Here is an 18,319-nt window from a genome sequence, read left to right as displayed (position 1 = left end):
CATTAAAACTTAAATCCTGAATTCTAAATGATTCTATCGCACCAACCCACTCAGCTGCAACGTTAAAACGTCCATAAGATACAGTACCATAGACATCCATAGCTTGGATTTTTCGCACTGCTTCATTTCCATGCAGTAAGGAGCTGAACCCTTCAAAGGTTCCTGGATTTGCAGCCGTAATTTGCAATCCTGATGAATCAGCGATTGAACTTATATAACTTAGACCTGCTTCTCCAGTCATCCCCTCATAAATAAAGGAATAGCCCACGTTTGTTCCCCCAACGCCTGATTTACCCAAACTAGTATCACTTCTATAAATGTAGGTCGCTACAAATGGACCTGTAGATTCTTGAGATTTATAACCTAAAATAAAGGGTCGTGTTTTGATACGTGCCAAATTCAGAGTTAAGGGCGGACTAATCATTGAGCTGGCATACCGTCCAAAAGGTACGTATAATTGACCAGCAGTAAAATAAATTGGAGACCTATCCAAATTGCCTATATTCACAAATCCCAAGTTTAAACGGAATTTGGAGTTAGCGACTCGTGGTCCTACTGTTGGAGGGCTTTCATCGTAGGAAATTGATAGATAGCCTTCTACATTTTGGTTTAATGCAGCAGCAACATCTAATTCATTGGAAGCTAAAGTCAAATCAGCGCCTGTATTACCAATGTAGGTACTATTAATCATGCCTGCAGGTTCTGTTTTACCACTGAGTGCAATAATAGGTCTTTTGGGAATTGGATAACCGATGCTTTTATAGGCATCATACAATTGTCGTCGTTGTTGCATGAGACGAATATCGCGGTTAATACTGGAAATATTAACAATGTAATCTGATCCATCAAATGCTGGTCTAGCTCCTAAATAAGGAGAAGTCACAACGGGTGTGCCAGCAATGTACGTGACTACCCGATTTTCTGCGACCAAAGCTGTAGGATAGAATCCTATAGACTCTGGATGCTCATCAGGAGCATGTACCGTTAGGGTAGATGCGTGGTATTTAACCATGTTATTTTCATACTTTGCCGGCTGTTTAACTACAGAATTCACCGTTTGTTTTTTAGCAATCGGCTGTTCTTTTTTAGTTACGGGTTTTGCTTTAAAAATACTTAGTCGTTTCTCTAGTGCCATTAATTGTGATTGCAATCTCTGTGTTTGCTTTTGTAAATGTTCTATTTTACGTTGTATTTGTTGAGCCTCTTGAGCATAGAGTTGCGATGACAAACAGACTAAGGCCAATACAATTTTTTTAAATTTCATGAGGCTACTCCTGTTTATTATTTTTACTTGCTGCGGGTTGGCTGCAAAGTATATCGCGGCAATTTATTAGTGGCTAGAGTTAAATTGAAATTAAATTGAAGAGGTGATAACCAAAGTGCTTGTTGCAAGCGCATGAAAGAAAACTTTTCTTATGTAATTCAAGAAATTGTCCCCGCTTTCGCGGGAACAATACAATTTCTTAAATTAACGTCAATTATGGATAAGCGCCTTATTCAACGATGGAGGTAATTTAGTTGTTTTGATGGAGGGTTTTCGCGGTTTAATAGAGTAAGCCGCAAGCCCTCCGACAAGATTGACTAGAAAATTAAGAGGGCTACGATGGCGCGAGTGTTCAATATGGCAAATGGATTTTAGTTGTTCAATCACTGTTTCTATTAGATTTCTTTGGGCAAGGAAAAACTTTTCAAAGGCCGTTCTTATTCTTTTTTTCATATTTTTTTTGAGCTTGGTTATCAATTTTAAATTTTGTTTTTGAAGTTCTTCTTCATGTTTTTTACTGACATACCCTTTATCTCCAGCCAATAGCCCTGTGAGTCCTTTAGTGAGTTTAGATAAGACACTCAAATCACTCGCATTGCCTCTTGTAAGACAAAAACTGATTAACTCCCCTCGATGGTTAATGGCTATATGTAATTTAAAGCCAAAAAAATAACCCACCGAAGAGTAGCCTCTTTCTGCAATCCCTCTAAATACCCGATGGCCAGAAATACGTTTATTATGACAGGCGACGAGTTTTGTTGAATCAACATAATATAAATGGGTTTGGTCACCTGCTTGAGACAAAACATAAGCAGTAAGTGTTTCAAGTACTCTTCCTGTTAGAGCAACAAAACGAGGGTAGCTTACTGCTCGGGGAAAATAAGTGGATAAATCTTCTAAAATACAACTGATGTAAAAATCTTTAAATGTCCGGTAATGACTTAAATGGAATAGAACTAATATAGTAATTAACTCGCTTTCACTGAGCGCTGTAGCACGATTACGTGTCTTTTTATTGGGACTGAAAAGATATTTTTGGTTTTCTTTTTTCGAATAATTATTGCATATTCCATTCTATCCCGATCACAGATTCCAGTGATGTCGATCACGAATTCCATTTGATGTCGATCAAAGATTCCATTTTAAGCCGATCAAGAATGAGCAAAATATAGTCAGATTAAGCGACGCACGATAACCGTTTTATCCTTTTGTTTGGTACAAACAGAAGGAAAGTAGAAATGCCAACGGAGAAGCTATCGATGCGTAAAATACGAGAGGTTTTAAGGCTGCGATATGAAAGTGGCTTGAACAATAGAAAAATTGCAAGCAGCGTTGATATTAGTGCTAGTACTGTGAGCATTTATTTATCACGTGCGAAAATGTTTGATGTAACTTGGCCCTTACCTGAAACGATGAGTGATGCTGAACTTTATGCTCGCTTATTTCCACAAGAGTCTAATCCAAAGAAACTTAATCGACCTATTCCTGATTTATCATGGGTTCATCGAGAGCTAAAACGCAAAGGAGTAACATTATTGTTACTCTGGTATGAGTATCGCAGCCAATACCCTGATGGATACAGGTATAGTCGTTTTTGTGAGATGTATCGAGATTTTTCAGGCACACTCAATCCAAGCATGCGCATTACCCATCATGCCGGTGAAAAATTATTCGTGGATTATTCTGGACTAACTGTTCCGTGGATTGATAAAGAAACAGGTGTGATCAATAAGGCAGAGATTTTTGTCGCAGTGCTTGGTGCATCAAACTATACTTTTGTTGAGGCAGCAGAAAGCCAGAGCCTACGCCATTGGATAGGTGCACATATCAGGACATTCGAATTTTTTGGTGGGATCACCACATGTATTGTTCCTGACAATCTCAAGTCAGGAGTGACACAGCCTCACCTTTATGATCCAGATACAAACATCACTTATCAGGAAATGGCCAACTATTATAATGTTGCTGTTATTCCTGCCAGAGTACGCTCTCCAAAAGATAAAGCTAAAGTTGAAGTGGGTGTACAAGGTATCCAGCGCTGGATTTTGGCCCCGCTTCGGGATTGCACCTTCTTTAGTATTTCTGAGATTAATGCAGCGATTGTACCCTTATTACAAACTTATAATGAGCGTCCATTTCAACAGTTAGTCGGCTCTCGTTATTCTCAATTTCTAGAACTTGACAGACCGGCATTAAAACCATTGCCTATTCATCGTTATCAATTTGCTTATTGGAAACGTGCTAAAGCCGGTATTGATTATCATGTGACCATTGAAAAACATCATTACAGTATTCCATGGCGTTATCTTGGAGAGCTCGTTGATGTTCGAATCGGCGACCGAACGATTGAATGTTTTCTAAATAACAAACGCATTGCGCTGCATCAACGTTCATTTAAGCCAGGCCATACCACGCAGAATGAACATATGCCTAAAGCCCATCAGGATTATGTCACATGGACACCAGAACGATTACATCGATGGGCACAAAGTATTGGTCCACATACAGCCCAATTAATTAATGAGGTCATTGGGTTACATAAAATACCCCAACAAGGTTATCGCGCATGTCTTGGCATTCTTCGCCTGAGTAAAAAATATGGGAAAGAGCGTTTAGAGAACGCAGCAATTAGAGCACTTCATATTGGTGCAATTCGATATAAAAATATTGAGTCCATTTTAAAAAATGGGCTGGATAAGCAGCCGCTATCAAAGCCTGCCAGCACGAGTGCGGCTGCTGATATAACCAATCACCATGATAATGTTCGTGGTGCAAATTACTATCATTAATACACTCAAGGAGACATCGCTATGTTAACACAGCCATTGTTTGAACAGTTAAGAGAATTACATTGCCACGGTATGATTGAAGCATTGCAAGAGCAGATGCAGCAATCTGATATTCATCAGTTATCTTTTGATGAACGATTTAGTTTATTGGTGGAGCGAGAATGTATTACACGTGAAAATCGCAAGTTAATCACTCGATTACGGCAAGCCAGGCTCAAAGCCAATGCATGTATAGAGGATATTGATTACTCGGTTTCAAGGGGTATCTCAAGGGCGGTAATTAAGCAACTTGCTGATTGCTCTTGGGTTGGGCGAAAACAAAATCTACTGATTACGGGTCCTACGGGTACTGGTAAAACGTGGCTTTCCTGTGCTCTAGCTAATTCAGCATGTCGTAATCATTTTACGGCACGTTATTTACGTTTACCAAGGCTATTTCAGGCACTTGAATTAGCCAGAGGTGATGGGAGTTATCCCAAATTACTTGCTTCATTAGAAAAAATCCAGCTTCTTATTTTAGATGACTGGGGCTTGGCTCCGATGAATAATGAGCAACGCCGTGATTTACTTGAAATTATGGACGACAGACACAATCAGTCTTCAACTATTGTTACCAGCCAACTACCCATTAAACTCTGGCATGAAGCTATTGGTGATCAGACATTAGGTGATGCTATTTTGGATAGACTTATTCATAACTCTCATCGAATTGATATGAAAGGTGAGTCAATGCGAAAAAAATCAACTACAAAATTGGAAAATCTGGAGGATAAGTCATAAACTAAAAACAGCGTCGCTTTGCTCCGGTTTGATCGCCATCGAGTGGAATCTGTGATCGGCATCAAATGGAATCGTTGATCGCGATGGAATGGAATTTGTGATCGGCATCAGTGGAATACGCAATAATTATTGCAAAAATCATCAATATTACAGAAAATTTCAACGATAGGTGCTAGTAACATTTTGACTCCTTTCTACCTTGCCGGGTGAAAAAAGCCGAAATTTATCAAGCACCTTCTTTTTATTCAATATTTTCAATAACTTATTTCTTTTTATCCATAATTGACGTTAAATTAATGCCCGTATTTTTAGCCTTTTCGGGCATTAACCTGAGAATGGCTTAAGAGGATAAAAAAATGTGATGATGCTAATTATGCATTACCCACAAACTTCATACCAAAGTAGGGACCAAAAAGTCCATAATTTACTGAAGCGATGCGGGGATTTGTTGTAATTTGGAATGTTTGCGTACTCAGAGGATTAAAATAGTTAACTACCTGGTAGCCCGCATTAATATTTACAGTAGCTTGGGGAAAATTATACGCATAATTCATCCCAAGCTTCGCTTCTAGGCTCGGCACGATTGTGTTTTTCCGCGCATAGACTTGCGCTTCAATAACGTTAAAATCTGTTAGTACATAGCCTTCATGGTAACGAGTAGTTCCGTATAAGATCGAACCAGAACCATTAGCAGTTAGACTTAATCCATTCATCAAGTCGTAAGAATAATCAATACCAATAGTTGGCCCAATCCCCTTATAGTCTGTATTGTTAAATATATTAATCGGTGAACCAGCTAATTCTTCTACTATAAAATCGGTTATGTAAGTTTGCGCCATTGATTGAATATTTGCATATTGCAATCCTCCATACAAACGCATTTTATCGCTCATACCCAAATCTATATGTTGCCCTATAACTATATTGACCTGATCGAGTCTGTTATTACTATCAAAATACGCTGGAAGAAATAAAGTAAAAGCTCCTGGCAAAGGTGCTAAAATATTATTTTGTTGTGCAGTACTACTAAAATGCATCCAATTTACAGTAACATCATTCCCGGTATTGTAATGAAAAGAACCCATTAACCGATAACCCCAGTTCCAATCATTTTTTACATCGTTAATACTAGAGCTTACTCCAAATGAAGCCGGATTAAATTTCAATTGATAACCTTTATCAGCACCATAAATGGATCTTAAATAAAGCGCTTCAGCTCCTAAATCCCAAAGTCTTGCCTCACAAGGTACTGTAACATCTCCTGGTGTACAAACAGGCCCCATAGAACCAGCAGTTACTAAACCACTTGTCGCAAATCCCAATATAACAATTGTTGTTTTCTTTAACATAAGAACTCCATTTGAAAAAAAAACCCATCATGCTAAATGATGGGCTTTATAAAACCTTAATTAATTATAAAATTAAACATTGCCAATATACTTTAGACCAACATAAGGGCCAGAAACACCAAAGTCACTTGAACTGAGTCTGCCATATGCATCAACCATGTTTAACGGGCTGAAATAATTAAACCACATGTAACCAGCATCCAAAATGAGAGCACCTTGAGTCATTGAGTAGGTATAATCAACACCTAACTTAGCTTCTAATTCTGGAGTAATCGCGGTTCTAGAACCATGAAGTACGGTAGTAGAAAAACCGGTTAACGTACTAATTCCACCATTATTGAACTTGGCTGTTCCAACTAATACAGCCGCAGCTGCTTTAGCATAAATGTCAAAGCCATTATCAAACACGTAGTTCATATCCAAGCCACTACGAGGACCAAAACCATTGTATTCGGAAGTTAATGGATAACCGACAACGCCTATGAAGGGCTCCTCTATAGCAAGATTTGCTGTGGGTTTAACACGTGCATACTGGAAACCACCGTGGAAACGCATTTTCTCGTTCGCACTAAAGTTAACAAATTGAGCAAATTCTCCATTAACAGCATCCCATCTTATTTTGCCTTGGCCTAAAATCCCAGTAGAACTAGATGCTAAAGGATCTACTGCAATTGAGTGGTTGTTTGAATCAAGATGATACCAGCTAATGTTAAAATCATTACCTGTATTAAAATGGTAAGAGCCTTCAATTTGAAAGCCCCAACCCCACTGACCATTTAAATCATTATCAGTGATATTATAAGGACTTAGGGAGTAAGAAAAACCAGTGTTTATAGTTGTTTGCAAATAAAGGGCCTGTCCGCCAATATCCCATGCCATTTTTTCGCAAGGAACACTGACATTACCTGGCGTGCAAACAGGCCCCATTGCACCAGCAAATAGCGAACTGCTACCTAAAGCAAGGACAGCCACCGCTGTGCTTTTCAAATTTAACATGCTTATCTCCACTTTTTTATTATAATTTCCGTTGGTCACTAATTCTAAATAACCATTAGCGTTAGTAACGGCACGCGTCTCCGCGCCAAGTTGAGAAACGTACGCAGCTAAATTATCCAGACCAAGTTTGCTAAAGTCAACAACATGGGACTATTTTATTAGGATATTTTTGAGGAGTGAAGAATGCGGAAAATCACCCCATTTTCATCAAATAAAAATAGGGTGATTAAACGGTAGATTACGCAAATTATGTGAAAATTAATTAAACGTTACCCACATATTTTAAACCAACATAAGGACCTGAAGCACCAAAATCATTTGAGTTTAACTCACCACCAATGTGTGGTGTTGTGCGTACGGCATTAAAGTAGTTAAACCACATATAACCGCCATCTAAAGTTAGCTCGCCTTGTGCCATTGCATAAGTGTAATTAGCGCCTAATTTCGCTTCCAGTTCTGGGACAATGGTAGTTTTTGAACCAGAAACAGCAATGGGACCAAAACCTAAAAGAGAAATTCCGGAACCGTTAAATTTGGCAGTACCTACTAATAAGGCTGTAGCTGCTTTAGCATATATATTAAAGCCATTAACAAATCCATAACTCATGTCAATACCAGTACGTGGACCAAATCCATTGTATTGATTTCTTTGTTCAATTTGATCTACAAAGACTAAAGGATCTGCAGCAATAACAGCTCGGTTAGTTTTAATACGCGCGTATTGGAAACCACCATGCAAACGCATTTTTTGGGTCGGGCTGAAATCAATAAATTGACCTAATTCACCATTCACAGCATCCCATTTGTGGTTTATTCCACCAAGTAAACCTAAACCTATTACCTCATCGGTCACAGCGAAAAACTGAGTACTTGTATCAATATGGTACCAATTAATATTGATGTCATTACCCGTGTTGAAATGGTAAGAAGCTTCTAATTGAAAGCCCCAGTTCCATTTACTGTTATCACGAGATTCATTAGAAAACGCAAAATCACTATTATTTATTATTTGTAGATAGATTGCTTGTCCGCCAAAGTCCCAAGCCATGTGTTCACAAGGAACTGTCACACTACCTGGGGAACAAATTGGGCCCATAGTACCTGCAAATACTGCGCTGCTGCTTAAAGCGAGTACTGCTGCTGTTGTTTTTTTCAAACTAAACATGCGAAGTCTCCGTATAAGTTATTATTAAGTTCCTATTTTGTTAATAACAAATATAAACATGTAGGTTATTAACAAAACATGCTTACATCATAGTTGGTGCAAAGCATGAAAAGAAGAGCAGTATCTCGACCGGAAGAAAATAAGTCAAGGAAATTAATAAAAAAATCTGAATATTTTGTATGAAGAATTTTTTTTATAGACAAACTTGCTGGTATTGATTCCTTTCAAAGTATAATCATAGTTTAAATGAATCGCTTTTAGATTAAGTTCAAAGAAATTTTAAATGTTCACCCCATTTACTTGCAGAGTAAATGAGGTGAGTAAGGAGATTAAGCAAATTATGTGGAAATTAATTAAACATTACCCACATATTTCAAACCAACGTAAGGACCTGAGGCACCAAAATCACGGGCGTTTGACTCACCAATGTGACCTGCTGAATGTACTGCATTAAAGTAGTTAAACCACATGTAACCACCATCCAGTGTTAACTCGCCTTGCGCCATTGCATAATTATAAGTAGCACCTAATTTGGCTTCCAGTTCTGGAACAATAGCAGTTCTTGAACCATGAAGAGCAATGGAGTCAGAGAACGGAGGATCTACAATAACAGCTGCACCATTAAACTTGGCAGTACCTACTAACAGAGCAGTAGCCGCTTTAGCATAAATACCAAAGCCATTAACAAATCCATAGTTCATGTCAATACCAGTACGTGGACCAAATCCATTGTATTGATTTCTTTCGCCAATCCCTGCTTCAAAGACACCAGGATCACCTATAACAGCACCTCGCGCAGTTTTGATACGTGCGAATTGGAATCCACCATGCAAACGCATTCTCTGAGTCGCGCTGAAATCAATAAATTGACCTAATTCACCGTTCACCGCGTCCCATTTATGGTTTACACCACCTACTACACCCACTACACCATCAGTAGCAGCAAAATAATGAGTACCTGTATCAAGATGGTACCAGTTAATATTGATGTCATTACCAGTGCTGAAATGGTAAGAAGCTTCTAATTGAAAACCCCAACTCCATCTACTATGGTCTCTGAAGTTAGTGGTCGCTGCAAAATCGCTATTATTTACTATTTGTAAATCGATTGCTTGTCCACCAATGTTCCATGCTGTGTGTTCACAAGGAACAGTTACATTTCCAGGAGTGCAAACAGGCCCCATAGTACCTGCAAATACCGCACTTCCCCCTAAAGCGAGTACTGCTGCTGTTGTTTTTTTCAAACTAAACATGCTAAGTCTCCATCTATTTTTTATTATTAGGTTCGCATTTTTTATTGATAACTTAAGCTCAAAAGTTACCAGCAGCATGCTTTCGTCGCTTTGGTTTGAAGCATGCAACACCATGAGTATGGCTGCGAATAAAAATAAATCAAGAGAAGTAATGAAAAAAAATGTAATATTTTTCATATAGATATATTTTTTATTCAGTAATAATATTTTTTATACATACTAATGGCAATTTTACTTTTGCGACCACCCTAGCCGTACTACATTTTAAAAAAATATGTATCCATTGCATTAGAATTCCATTTTTAATAATCCTCAAGGCCTAATTCATGCTATTCTTGAGCATCGACAATGATTTAAAAATTGTGCAATGATTAAATCACTCATTATCCGTAAACCTGATGATTGGCATGTCCATTTGAGAGACAATGACATGCTTCAACACACAGCAAAAGCCAGTGCCACACATTTTGCGCGTGCATTAGTTATGCCTAATCTAAAACCACCATTAACTAATTTATCGTTAATTAGCACATATAGACAAAGAATTCTTGCTGCATTGCCAAAAGAAAACAACTTTTTTCCTTATATGACCTTTTATCTAAATAATTCTGTTACTGCTACTGAGTTAGAGTACGCAACAACTACTCCCTACATTTTAGGTGCGAAACTTTATCCCGCAGGGGCAACAACTAACTCCGAAGCAGGAGCTAAATCATTAACTGAGCTTTATCCTCTACTCGAGGTGTTACAACATAATAATTTAGTATTGCAAATTCATGGAGAAGTCACACACAGCGATATTTTTGAGCGAGAGCACTTATTTATTGAAGAATGTTTAAAGCCCTTAGTAGCTAACTTCCCAAAATTACGTATTGTTCTTGAGCATATTTCCTCTAAAGCAGCCGTAGATTATATAACCGCTGCTCCAGCAACAGTGGCAGCGACCATTACGCCACATCATCTGCTGTATAATCGTAATAAATTACTTGCCGGTGGCATTAGACCTCATTATTACTGTTTGCCCATTTTAAAACATGCACACGATCAAAAAGCCTTACAACATGCAGTATGTAGCGGAAATCCTAAATTTTTTGCTGGTACAGACAGTGCACCACACAGCATTAACAGTAAAGAAAATGTTTGTGGCTGTGCAGGAATCTATTCAGCTCCTTTTGCTTTGGCGCTTTATACTCAAGTATTTGATCAATTAAATCAATTAGAGAAACTGGATCAGTTTATGGGACATTTTGGTGCAGAATTTTATCAACTGCCTCTTAATCAAGAACAAATTGAATTAATTAGATCCCCACAAACCATTCCTGACCACCTACCTTTAGGTGCTGATCAGGTTGTGCCTATGGCGGCAGGTGAAACTATTCAATGGAGTATAAATGTCCCAAAATGATAATGTATTAAGTAGTAACATGAACGAACGATTTCGAGGATTTTTACCTGTAGTCGTTGATGTAGAGACTACGGGGATTGATCCACAAAAAAATGCATTATTAGAAATGTGTGTGGTAATCCTCATGATGGATGAGCGAGGTCATATGCATCGCAGCAAAAGTTATTTTGAACATATTTTACCTTTTTCAGGAGCAGAGTTAGACCCAAAATCATTAGAATTCAATCAGATCGACCCCTTTCAACCTCTGCGCTTTGCTGTAGATGAAAAAATTGCTTTAGAATGCCTATTTAAGCCTATTTTTACAGCTCTTAAAAAAACGCGTTGTCAACGTGCTGTCTTAGTAGGCCATAATGCGTGGTTTGATTTATTATTTATAAAAGAAGCAATAAAAAGAACGAAAGTAAAATCACCATTTCATGCATTCACCTGTTTTGATACCGCAACATTAGGTGGTTTTATTTATGGGCAAACCGTATTAGCAAAAACAGCACATGCTGCAGGGATTGCCTTTGATACTCGAGAAGCACATTCAGCTATTTATGATGCAGAAATCACTGCCGATTTGTTTTGTCAGATGACGAATAAATGGCGCATGATGAATGACAAATAGTATCCAATGATATGAACTCATCGATTGAGCAACAGCGCTTAATCGATGAGAGGAAAATTATAGATCGCTGGAATTTTCTGCTAGATATTCAACAACACCTGTTAAAGACGGTTGCATGCCTGTTTTACCTTTGCTCCAGCCAGCGGGGCACACTTCACCCTTTTCTTCAAAAAATTGAACGGCATCAATAGTTCTTAAGATCTCATCAATGTTTCGACCAATAGGCAAATCATTAACAATCTGAGAACGAACCATACCTTTAGTATCAATGATAAAAGCACCACGAAGTGCTACACCAGCCGCTGGATGTTCTACACCATAAGCCTGACAAATACTATGAATCATATCTGCCGCCATGGTATATCCCACCGAACCAATACCGCCTTTGTTCACCGGTGTATTTCTGTACGCATTATGCGTAAAGTGTGAATCAATAGAAACAGTAACTACTTCAACATTACGGCTTTTAAAATCCTCCATACGATGATCTAAAGCAATCAACTCAGAAGGACAGACAAAGGTAAAATCTAAAGGATAGAAAAATACTAATCCATACTTACCTTTCAAATGCTCATGCAAATTAAATTTATCAACCAGTTCGCCATCACTCATCACCGCAGCCACGGTAAAATCAGGGGCTTTTCGTCCAACTAATACAGTCATTACTCTATCTCCAGTGAAGCGCGAGAATGATCCAGCGCATATTATTTATTCGTTATATGGCGCAATATATAGCAAAGCAACCATTATGCAGCTACCGCATCGCGCAACATTGTTTCTAATTCACCTTGTTGAAACAATTCGGCAATGATGTCCGAACCACCAATCAGCTCCCCTTTTACATACAACTGAGGAAATGTAGGCCAATCAAAAACTTGGGGTAATGTTTGACGAATGTCAGGATTAGCCAGAACATCTACATAAGCAAAATCTACTCCACACGATTCGATGCATTGTATAGCACGTGCAGAAAAGCCACATTGAGGCATTTTGGGAGAGCCTTTCATGTAAAGCAGAATGGTGTTTTCTGCAATTTGTTTTTTAATTTGTTCTAAAGTATCCACTTTCTTATACCTTTAATAATAAATAAAACGCTCATTATGGCGAAAAGCTGTTAAGGTCGCAACTTATAAATTAGTCGCAGCACTAACTCCTGGTAATAAAATTTAGCCAACGAACACGTCGCTAAAATGTAAACAATTTATAGCTTGTTTGTTCTAATGATAAACACTTTAGTTTAAAGGTAACTCCTCGGCCCGTCAATCGTGTTGTTATAAATTTTGTGTGTATATCCTACTCTCGACGACAAATTAAAGAGCTATTCTTAAGCTTAAATGTTTAGTTCACCTGCATTGAATATCTTATCCATCCTGCTACACTTATCACAAAATTAATTACGGAGATTATTATGACCTTTACATTGCCCAAATTACCCTATGCTATGGATGCATTAGCACCACATATTTCTAGAGAAACTCTTGAATATCATTATGGAAAACATCATCAAGCCTACGTTAACAATTTAAATAAGTTAATTCCAGGTACCGAATTTGCATCTATGTCACTTGAAGAAATTATTAAGAAAGCCAAAGGGGGTATCTTTAATAATGCAGCACAGGTCTGGAATCATACCTTTTATTGGCATTGTCTTAGCCCAAATGGCGGTGGCGAACCAACAGGCCAACTAGCAGATACGATTAAAAAACACTTTGGTTCTTTTAATGAGTTTAAAGAACAATTTACCCAAACAGCAGCGACAACTTTTGGCTCCGGATGGGCATGGTTGGTACAAGATAATACTGGGGCCTTAAAAATCATTAACACCAGTAATGCAGGCACCCCAATGACTGAAGGTTTGACCGCCTTATTAACGTGTGATGTGTGGGAGCATGCATATTATATTGATTACCGCAACGCACGCCCTGATTACATTACTGCATTTTGGTCTTTAGTACACTGGGATTTTGTAGCCAGCAATTTAAAATAAGTACAAATTCTGTTGATCATGAAGCACTAAATGATTTAATTAAGTTGCTCAATAATTCATTGTTGCCTCTTGCTTGCATAGAGAAGAGAGGATTTTTGTAAAAGGAACACATGATGGCTTTAATTACAAGTTATAATCCTATGCCCATAACATTCACTCATGGGAAAGGTGTCTGGTTATATGATGATCAGGGAAACGAATATCTAGATGGCTTAAGCGGGATAGCCGTCTGTGGATTAGGCTACGCACATCCTGACGTGACAAAAACCATACAAGAACAAGCCGCAAAACTTTTGCATATCTCCAATACTTTTCACATTAAGCAACAAGAATTACTGGCAGAAAAACTGACGACCATGGCGGGTATGGAGCAAATATTTTTTGCTAATTCCGGTGCAGAGGCCAATGAAGCAGCCATTAAGTTAACGCGTCTTTTTGGCCATAAAAAAGGGATAGAAACTCCTTCAATTATAGTGATGGAAAGAGCTTTTCATGGTCGCACTATGGCTACTTTAACCGCTTCAGGTAGCCGTAAGGTACAGGCAGGATTTGAACCTTTAGTACCAGGCTTTATTCGCGCTCCCTTTAATGATTTAGAAGCTATTCATACTATTGCTGCCAACCGAGAAGATGTTGTTGCGGTGATGCTTGAACCCATCCAAGGCGAAGGAGGCATTTATGCTGCAGAAGAAGGCTATCTTTTTGCTCTTGCAAAACTTTGTGAGCAGCATGATTGGATGCTTATTTTAGATGAAATCCAAACTGGAAATGGCCGCACAGGTAAACTCTATTCGGCCATGCATTACGCTATTCAACCTGATGTGCTTACTACAGCCAAAGGTTTAGGCAATGGCATTCCTATAGGTGCTTGCATGATGAGCAAAAGAGCCAAAGACTTATTTAAGCCTGGCAATCATGGCTCTACCTTTGGAGGCAATCCTTTAGCTTGTGCCACGGCCTTAACCGTATTAGAGGTCATTGAACGCGATAAAATTTGTGAACAAGTAACCAAAAACAGCTCTATATTAATGAATAAGTTAATCAAGAACCTTGGAGAGCATCCGCATGTTAAAGCTATACGTGGCAAGGGATTTATGATTGGAATAGAACTGGACAGGCCAGCTAGTGAGATACGCCTTATAGGACTTACTAACGGCATCATATTTAATGTAACTGCTGATACTGTACTTCGTTTACTACCACCACTCATCATTAATGAAGAGGAGATTAATGAGCTGGTTAACAGATTAACCTTAACTATTAATCAATTTACTAACAAATAATCTTTTCGCTGGACCAGTGTCCTGTCCTGCAACTAAGAGAGACTTAGCGAATAAGCTTAGTCTCCACCGGCGTCTATTTAGCCATTAGCAAGAAAGTATTTAAAAACACATAAAGAGCTTTAGAGTTAACTGATAATACAAAGACATTGTAGCAAAACCTTAATATTTAAGGAATGTAAAAGAAGGGATCCACAAACCGCAAAGGAAGCTAAAATTCTTATCCTGCCTAATTTTTTCGCAACCATTCATTTACTTTATTTTGGGTCTCCTCAATTACAGCAATTAATTGTTGATATAATGGTTCCAATAATTGGGTATAACCTGCTTTATGATAACGCTCCAGATACTGACAAGCATACACTAATTTTTCCGCGCCATAATCCATAATAGAGATAACTACTTTTTATATGATGAGCGAACTTTTTCACCATATCCCAACCACCTTAACTGTGCGCTTTTTTTAATTCAAGTAAATCAGCAGGGGTCTCCTTTTCGATAATCAACATTAATATATTTTTTAGTAACTTAACATCACGTCCCATGCAAACCAAAATACTCTGCCCATCAAACAAAGTAAACTTATCTATTTAAAATAACTCTTCCACAGAGGAGGGTAAATCGGGACCAAGCAAATTAGTATGATGAATTGCTCTCTTCTGTCTTAGCGAATGGGATAAACTCATTTAAAGCCATAAAATAAGTATTCTTAATTCTTGATAAAACCTCTAGCGTCATTGGTTTGGTGTATACTTCATTCATACCTGACTGCAAACAACTTTTTTTTATTCGTTCTTCTGAATGAGCGGTTAAACCAATAATGGGAATGGCCGGTTTGTTTTTTTCTTTTTCAAATGCACGAATTTTGCTTGTTAAATCACTACCTGATAAACCCGGCAAACCAAGATCCGTAATAATTAAATCAAATGATTGTGTTTGTGCTAATTGCAGAGCTGCCTCTCCATCCATGACACTTGTAAATTGGCACTGAGATTGGCTGATAAGATTCTCAAGGGTGAATAGGGCAATCTTATTATCTTCTACTAATAATAATTTGGGTTTTTCCAAAGTATGGTTTTTTTCTATAAGCACAGGGAGAGCGTAATTTACAGGTGCTTTATCAATTAAAGGATTAGTAGGACGCGTCGGGAAATTCTTAAGTACTGTCCCCTCACCAATTTTTAGTGATAGATCAAAACAAAAGGTAGTACCTAGCCCCAATTCACTTTTAAGTGAAATCTCACCACCTAATAATTCAACGTAAGATTGAACAATATGCAGACCTATTCCATGTCCGGTGTAAGTTCCTTTATTTGAGGGAATTATTCGGTAGAAACGGTCAAACACTTTCGCCTGCAATTCATTAGGAATACCAATACCTGTATCTGTAATACGGAAATGAACTAAGACATGTGTATTGCTTTTTTCTAGAAGGCTTACATGAATGCCTACGCGACCCTCTTGAGTAAATTTAATCGCATTACCCAGTAAATTTACTAGAACGCGATGAATTTTTGTTATGTCGCTAATTAAACAAGGAGGAATCGCTTTATCCACAACTGTGACCAACTCAAGCCCTTTGACAAGCATCGAAGGACGTTCAAGTTGCACGATGTCATCAATTACTTCATGTAAATTAAAGGGTTCTTCATGCAAATCCTTTTCATTTAAATTATCCGCTGAGATTAGGTCTAGAATACCATTTAACATATGCAAAAGTTGCTTGCCACTTTCCCCTAACCAATGAGCATATTGTTTTTGATTAATATCATGAACATTATCTTCAAGCAATTTTGACATCCCAACAACACCAGTTAATGGCGTGCGAATATCATGACTCATATTGGCAATAAATTCTGTTTTTGCATGACTGGCTGCCGCAGCAGCTTCTTTAGCCACAGGCAAATCATCCTGGGCTTTTTTCAGCTCAGTAATGTCTAAAGAATTACCTAAAATGCCAATAATATTTCCTTCATCATCTAAAAGAGGCATCTTTATCACGGTAAAAAACATCTTTTTTCCGTTAAGCATCACCGTTTCTTCGAAGAATATAGGTTTTTTTTCTTTAATTACTAGTTCATCATTTTTTTTCAACGATTCGGCGTATTCAAACCAAAGATCAAAATCAGTTTTACCAACAAGTTCATTTACTGACGCAAAACCAAGAGTTTGCAAAAGCGTTTGATTGCATCCTAAATATTGTGCATTCTTATTTTTCCAATAAAAATTCCCGGGAACACAGGCAGAAATTTTCTTGATTTGATCAAAAATCGTAATGTTTTGTAAGGCTAATCGTTTTTTATCGGTATTATCTTTTCCCCAAATAATAAAGAGTGATTGATCTGGTTGCGCCGCACATTTCCAGGTCATATACCGTTTTGTGTTATTTCGATACATTATATAATTAAAATTGGACCATTCTCCGCGACGCATTGCTTCGTATTTGGAGTAAGGAAAGGGTATTTTGTTGAAACGGAAATGATCACTGTAGATAAAGGCAAAAGGCTTACCGATCATTTCATGTTCTTTCCAATTCAAAAAGGATTTGGTTGCTTCATTGAAATCAATAATACAATAATTGCTATCCAAAATAATAATGCAGTCTTCGGATAAAAAAAGAAATGTTTTTAATTGAGAATGCAGCGAATTCTCTAAAGCTTTTTTCATTGTACGTTAATCTAAAAATATTCATCCATATTCAAGAAACCTGTTTGCTCTAAATAATTAAAATAAGTAGTTAACATGTGTTGATTTATTAAAGGAAATTTCATTTTCTTTTCTTTAAACGCATGAAGTGTATTTTGATTATTTGCTACAGATATTTTCTTTAAACCATCCATCCAATCATTATCGGTAATATACAGAGTAATTAATGAATACAATGCATTTTCAGGAGCATAATGACAGGCGATATCCTCTTTGCCTAAGATAAGTCATTAAGTCCTTCCATGCAAGTTTATTCGGATTAATTAAATTAAATATATTATGGGGTATCTTGGAGTTTAATGACGTTTTCACAATGATTTGACTTGCAAGTCAACCGGAAGAATATTAAGCAAAATATCCCAATCTGGTGCCACACCTAGTTGCAAGCAACCTTTGACTAACATCAGTAAATGATTTTTTTCAGGAGCAATGATACCGGAAAAGGAATTTCCCAAAATCCAACTGGGTCAATATATTTTGATAGCCCCCCTTTTGAGAAGTGGACCCCAAAAATGAGACAGTGGTTTAGAATAGAAACCATTGTAGTTGGGGTTAAAAATGGGGTTTTGTCGCAGAAAATTTCAGGCGCTGGTAAAATTTCCAAATTTTTGGAGTTCGACGATGCTCAGTTTCAAATGGAAGCATTTCAAACAGGATATGATCCTGCTGTTGGTCAGATGTTATCTGGCCTATTCCCTGAGCTATCGTGATGTTGAGGAGCTTGCTCTGGAG

At 37.7% G+C, this 18,319-nt stretch carries 17 protein-coding genes; 6 read left to right on the top strand and 11 right to left on the bottom strand.

What is annotated here, in order from left to right:
• Together WA877_RS04665 and WA877_RS04660 are read right to left on the bottom strand one after the other, a co-directional pair.
• Positions 1-1,264: LbtU family siderophore porin (locus tag WA877_RS04665; protein WP_425169771.1), on the bottom strand; the 1,264-nt coding region annotated here is incomplete at its 3' end.
• Positions 1,265-1,474: 210 nt separating this feature from the next.
• Entirely contained in the window at positions 1,475-2,332 is an 858-nt protein-coding gene (locus WA877_RS04660) for an IS982 family transposase (RefSeq protein ID WP_425169773.1), read from the bottom strand.
• 170 nt (positions 2,333-2,502) lie between these two features.
• On the opposite strand from WA877_RS04660, the gene istA reads away from it, so the two are divergent.
• Together istA and istB are read left to right on the top strand one after the other, a co-directional pair.
• Positions 2,503-4,053, top strand: a complete 1,551-nt coding sequence (gene istA, locus WA877_RS04655; protein ID WP_425169770.1) for an IS21 family transposase — start codon at positions 2,503-2,505, stop codon at positions 4,051-4,053.
• Positions 4,054-4,074: 21 nt separating this feature from the next.
• The gene (gene istB, locus WA877_RS04650; protein WP_425169769.1) at positions 4,075-4,833 is read left to right on the top strand and encodes an IS21-like element helper ATPase IstB; all 759 of its coding nucleotides are present in this window, start codon (positions 4,075-4,077) and stop codon (positions 4,831-4,833) included.
• 371 nt (positions 4,834-5,204) lie between these two features.
• On the opposite strand, the gene WA877_RS04645 is transcribed toward istB, so the two are convergent.
• The 4 genes from WA877_RS04645 to WA877_RS04630 all read right to left on the bottom strand — a co-directional run bounded on the left by WA877_RS04645 (position 5,205) and on the right by WA877_RS04630 (position 9,596).
• Positions 5,205-6,182, bottom strand: coding sequence for an Lpg1974 family pore-forming outer membrane protein (locus tag WA877_RS04645; protein WP_425169768.1), 978 nt, complete (start codon positions 6,180-6,182; stop codon positions 5,205-5,207).
• A 72-nt stretch (positions 6,183-6,254) separates the two neighbouring features.
• A complete protein-coding gene (locus WA877_RS04640) occupies positions 6,255-7,178 on the bottom strand; it encodes an Lpg1974 family pore-forming outer membrane protein (protein ID WP_425169767.1) in 924 nt (307 codons plus the stop codon).
• A gap of 262 nt (positions 7,179-7,440) precedes the next feature.
• The gene (locus tag WA877_RS04635) at positions 7,441-8,343 is read right to left on the bottom strand and encodes an Lpg1974 family pore-forming outer membrane protein (RefSeq protein WP_425169766.1); all 903 of its coding nucleotides are present in this window, start codon (positions 8,341-8,343) and stop codon (positions 7,441-7,443) included.
• Between the two features lie 353 nt (positions 8,344-8,696).
• Entirely contained in the window at positions 8,697-9,596 is a 900-nt protein-coding gene (locus WA877_RS04630; RefSeq protein ID WP_425169765.1) for an Lpg1974 family pore-forming outer membrane protein, read from the bottom strand.
• Positions 9,597-9,966: 370 nt separating this feature from the next.
• Here WA877_RS04630 and pyrC point away from each other — a divergent pair, with 370 nt between their 5' ends.
• Positions 9,967-11,001, top strand: coding sequence for a dihydroorotase (gene pyrC / locus WA877_RS04625; protein ID WP_425169772.1), 1,035 nt, complete (start codon positions 9,967-9,969; stop codon positions 10,999-11,001).
• Positions 10,988-11,614: a ribonuclease T gene (gene rnt, locus WA877_RS04620; RefSeq protein WP_425169764.1), complete on the top strand. Its 627-nt coding sequence runs from the start codon at positions 10,988-10,990 to the stop codon at positions 11,612-11,614. Before pyrC ends, rnt begins: the two co-directional genes overlap by 14 nt.
• Positions 11,615-11,671: 57 nt before the next feature.
• Here rnt and WA877_RS04615 read toward each other — a convergent pair whose 3' ends face one another.
• Positions 11,672-12,277 carry a peroxiredoxin gene (locus tag WA877_RS04615; protein ID WP_425169763.1) on the bottom strand — a complete coding sequence of 202 codons (606 nt, stop codon included), beginning with the start codon at positions 12,275-12,277 and terminating at the stop codon, positions 11,672-11,674.
• 83 nt (positions 12,278-12,360) lie between these two features.
• The gene (gene grxD, locus WA877_RS04610; protein WP_425169762.1) at positions 12,361-12,678 is read right to left on the bottom strand and encodes a Grx4 family monothiol glutaredoxin; all 318 of its coding nucleotides are present in this window, start codon (positions 12,676-12,678) and stop codon (positions 12,361-12,363) included.
• 344 nt (positions 12,679-13,022) lie between these two features.
• Between grxD and sodB the strand changes: the two genes are divergently transcribed.
• Positions 13,023-13,601, top strand: coding sequence for a superoxide dismutase [Fe] (gene sodB / locus WA877_RS04605; protein ID WP_425169761.1), 579 nt, complete (start codon positions 13,023-13,025; stop codon positions 13,599-13,601).
• Positions 13,602-13,714: 113 nt separating this feature from the next.
• A complete protein-coding gene (locus WA877_RS04600) occupies positions 13,715-14,884 on the top strand; it encodes an aspartate aminotransferase family protein (RefSeq protein WP_425169760.1) in 1,170 nt (389 codons plus the stop codon).
• A gap of 226 nt (positions 14,885-15,110) precedes the next feature.
• On the opposite strand, the gene WA877_RS04595 is transcribed toward WA877_RS04600, so the two are convergent.
• The 3 genes from WA877_RS04595 to WA877_RS04585 all read right to left on the bottom strand — a co-directional run bounded on the left by WA877_RS04595 (position 15,111) and on the right by WA877_RS04585 (position 17,763).
• A complete protein-coding gene (locus WA877_RS04595) occupies positions 15,111-15,269 on the bottom strand; it encodes a hypothetical protein (RefSeq protein ID WP_425169759.1) in 159 nt (52 codons plus the stop codon).
• Between the two features lie 248 nt (positions 15,270-15,517).
• A complete protein-coding gene (locus WA877_RS04590) occupies positions 15,518-17,548 on the bottom strand; it encodes an ATP-binding protein (protein WP_425169758.1) in 2,031 nt (676 codons plus the stop codon).
• A gap of 11 nt (positions 17,549-17,559) precedes the next feature.
• Positions 17,560-17,763, bottom strand: a complete 204-nt coding sequence (locus tag WA877_RS04585) for a hypothetical protein (RefSeq protein ID WP_425169757.1) — start codon at positions 17,761-17,763, stop codon at positions 17,560-17,562.
• Positions 17,764-18,319 lie beyond the last annotated feature (556 nt).

The sequence above is a fragment of the Legionella sp. genome, assembly GCF_049790535.1.
Classification (GTDB): Bacteria; Pseudomonadota; Gammaproteobacteria; order Legionellales; family Legionellaceae; genus Legionella.
The sequence above is the reverse complement of the archived record's forward strand: the minus strand, read 5'-3'. Positions and strand labels throughout refer to the sequence as shown.

Bases quoted from the DNA above. Each gene is read 5' to 3' on its own strand.
- istA (WP_425169770.1), top strand. From the start codon at position 2,503: ATGCCAACGGAGAAGCTATCGATGCGTAAAATACGAGAGGTTTTAAGG.
- istB (WP_425169769.1), top strand. From the start codon at position 4,075: ATGTTAACACAGCCATTGTTTGAACAGTTAAGAGAATTACATTGCCAC.
- WA877_RS04645 (WP_425169768.1), bottom strand. From the start codon at position 6,182: ATGTTAAAGAAAACAACAATTGTTATATTGGGATTTGCGACAAGTGGT.
- WA877_RS04640 (WP_425169767.1), bottom strand. From the start codon at position 7,178: ATGTTAAATTTGAAAAGCACAGCGGTGGCTGTCCTTGCTTTAGGTAGC.
- WA877_RS04635 (WP_425169766.1), bottom strand. From the start codon at position 8,343: ATGTTTAGTTTGAAAAAAACAACAGCAGCAGTACTCGCTTTAAGCAGC.
- WA877_RS04630 (WP_425169765.1), bottom strand. From the start codon at position 9,596: ATGTTTAGTTTGAAAAAAACAACAGCAGCAGTACTCGCTTTAGGGGGA.
- rnt (WP_425169764.1), top strand. From the start codon at position 10,988: ATGTCCCAAAATGATAATGTATTAAGTAGTAACATGAACGAACGATTT.
- WA877_RS04615 (WP_425169763.1), bottom strand. From the start codon at position 12,277: ATGACTGTATTAGTTGGACGAAAAGCCCCTGATTTTACCGTGGCTGCG.
- sodB (WP_425169761.1), top strand. From the start codon at position 13,023: ATGACCTTTACATTGCCCAAATTACCCTATGCTATGGATGCATTAGCA.
- WA877_RS04600 (WP_425169760.1), top strand. From the start codon at position 13,715: ATGGCTTTAATTACAAGTTATAATCCTATGCCCATAACATTCACTCAT.
- WA877_RS04595 (WP_425169759.1), bottom strand. From the start codon at position 15,269: ATGGATTATGGCGCGGAAAAATTAGTGTATGCTTGTCAGTATCTGGAG.
- WA877_RS04590 (WP_425169758.1), bottom strand. From the start codon at position 17,548: ATGAAAAAAGCTTTAGAGAATTCGCTGCATTCTCAATTAAAAACATTT.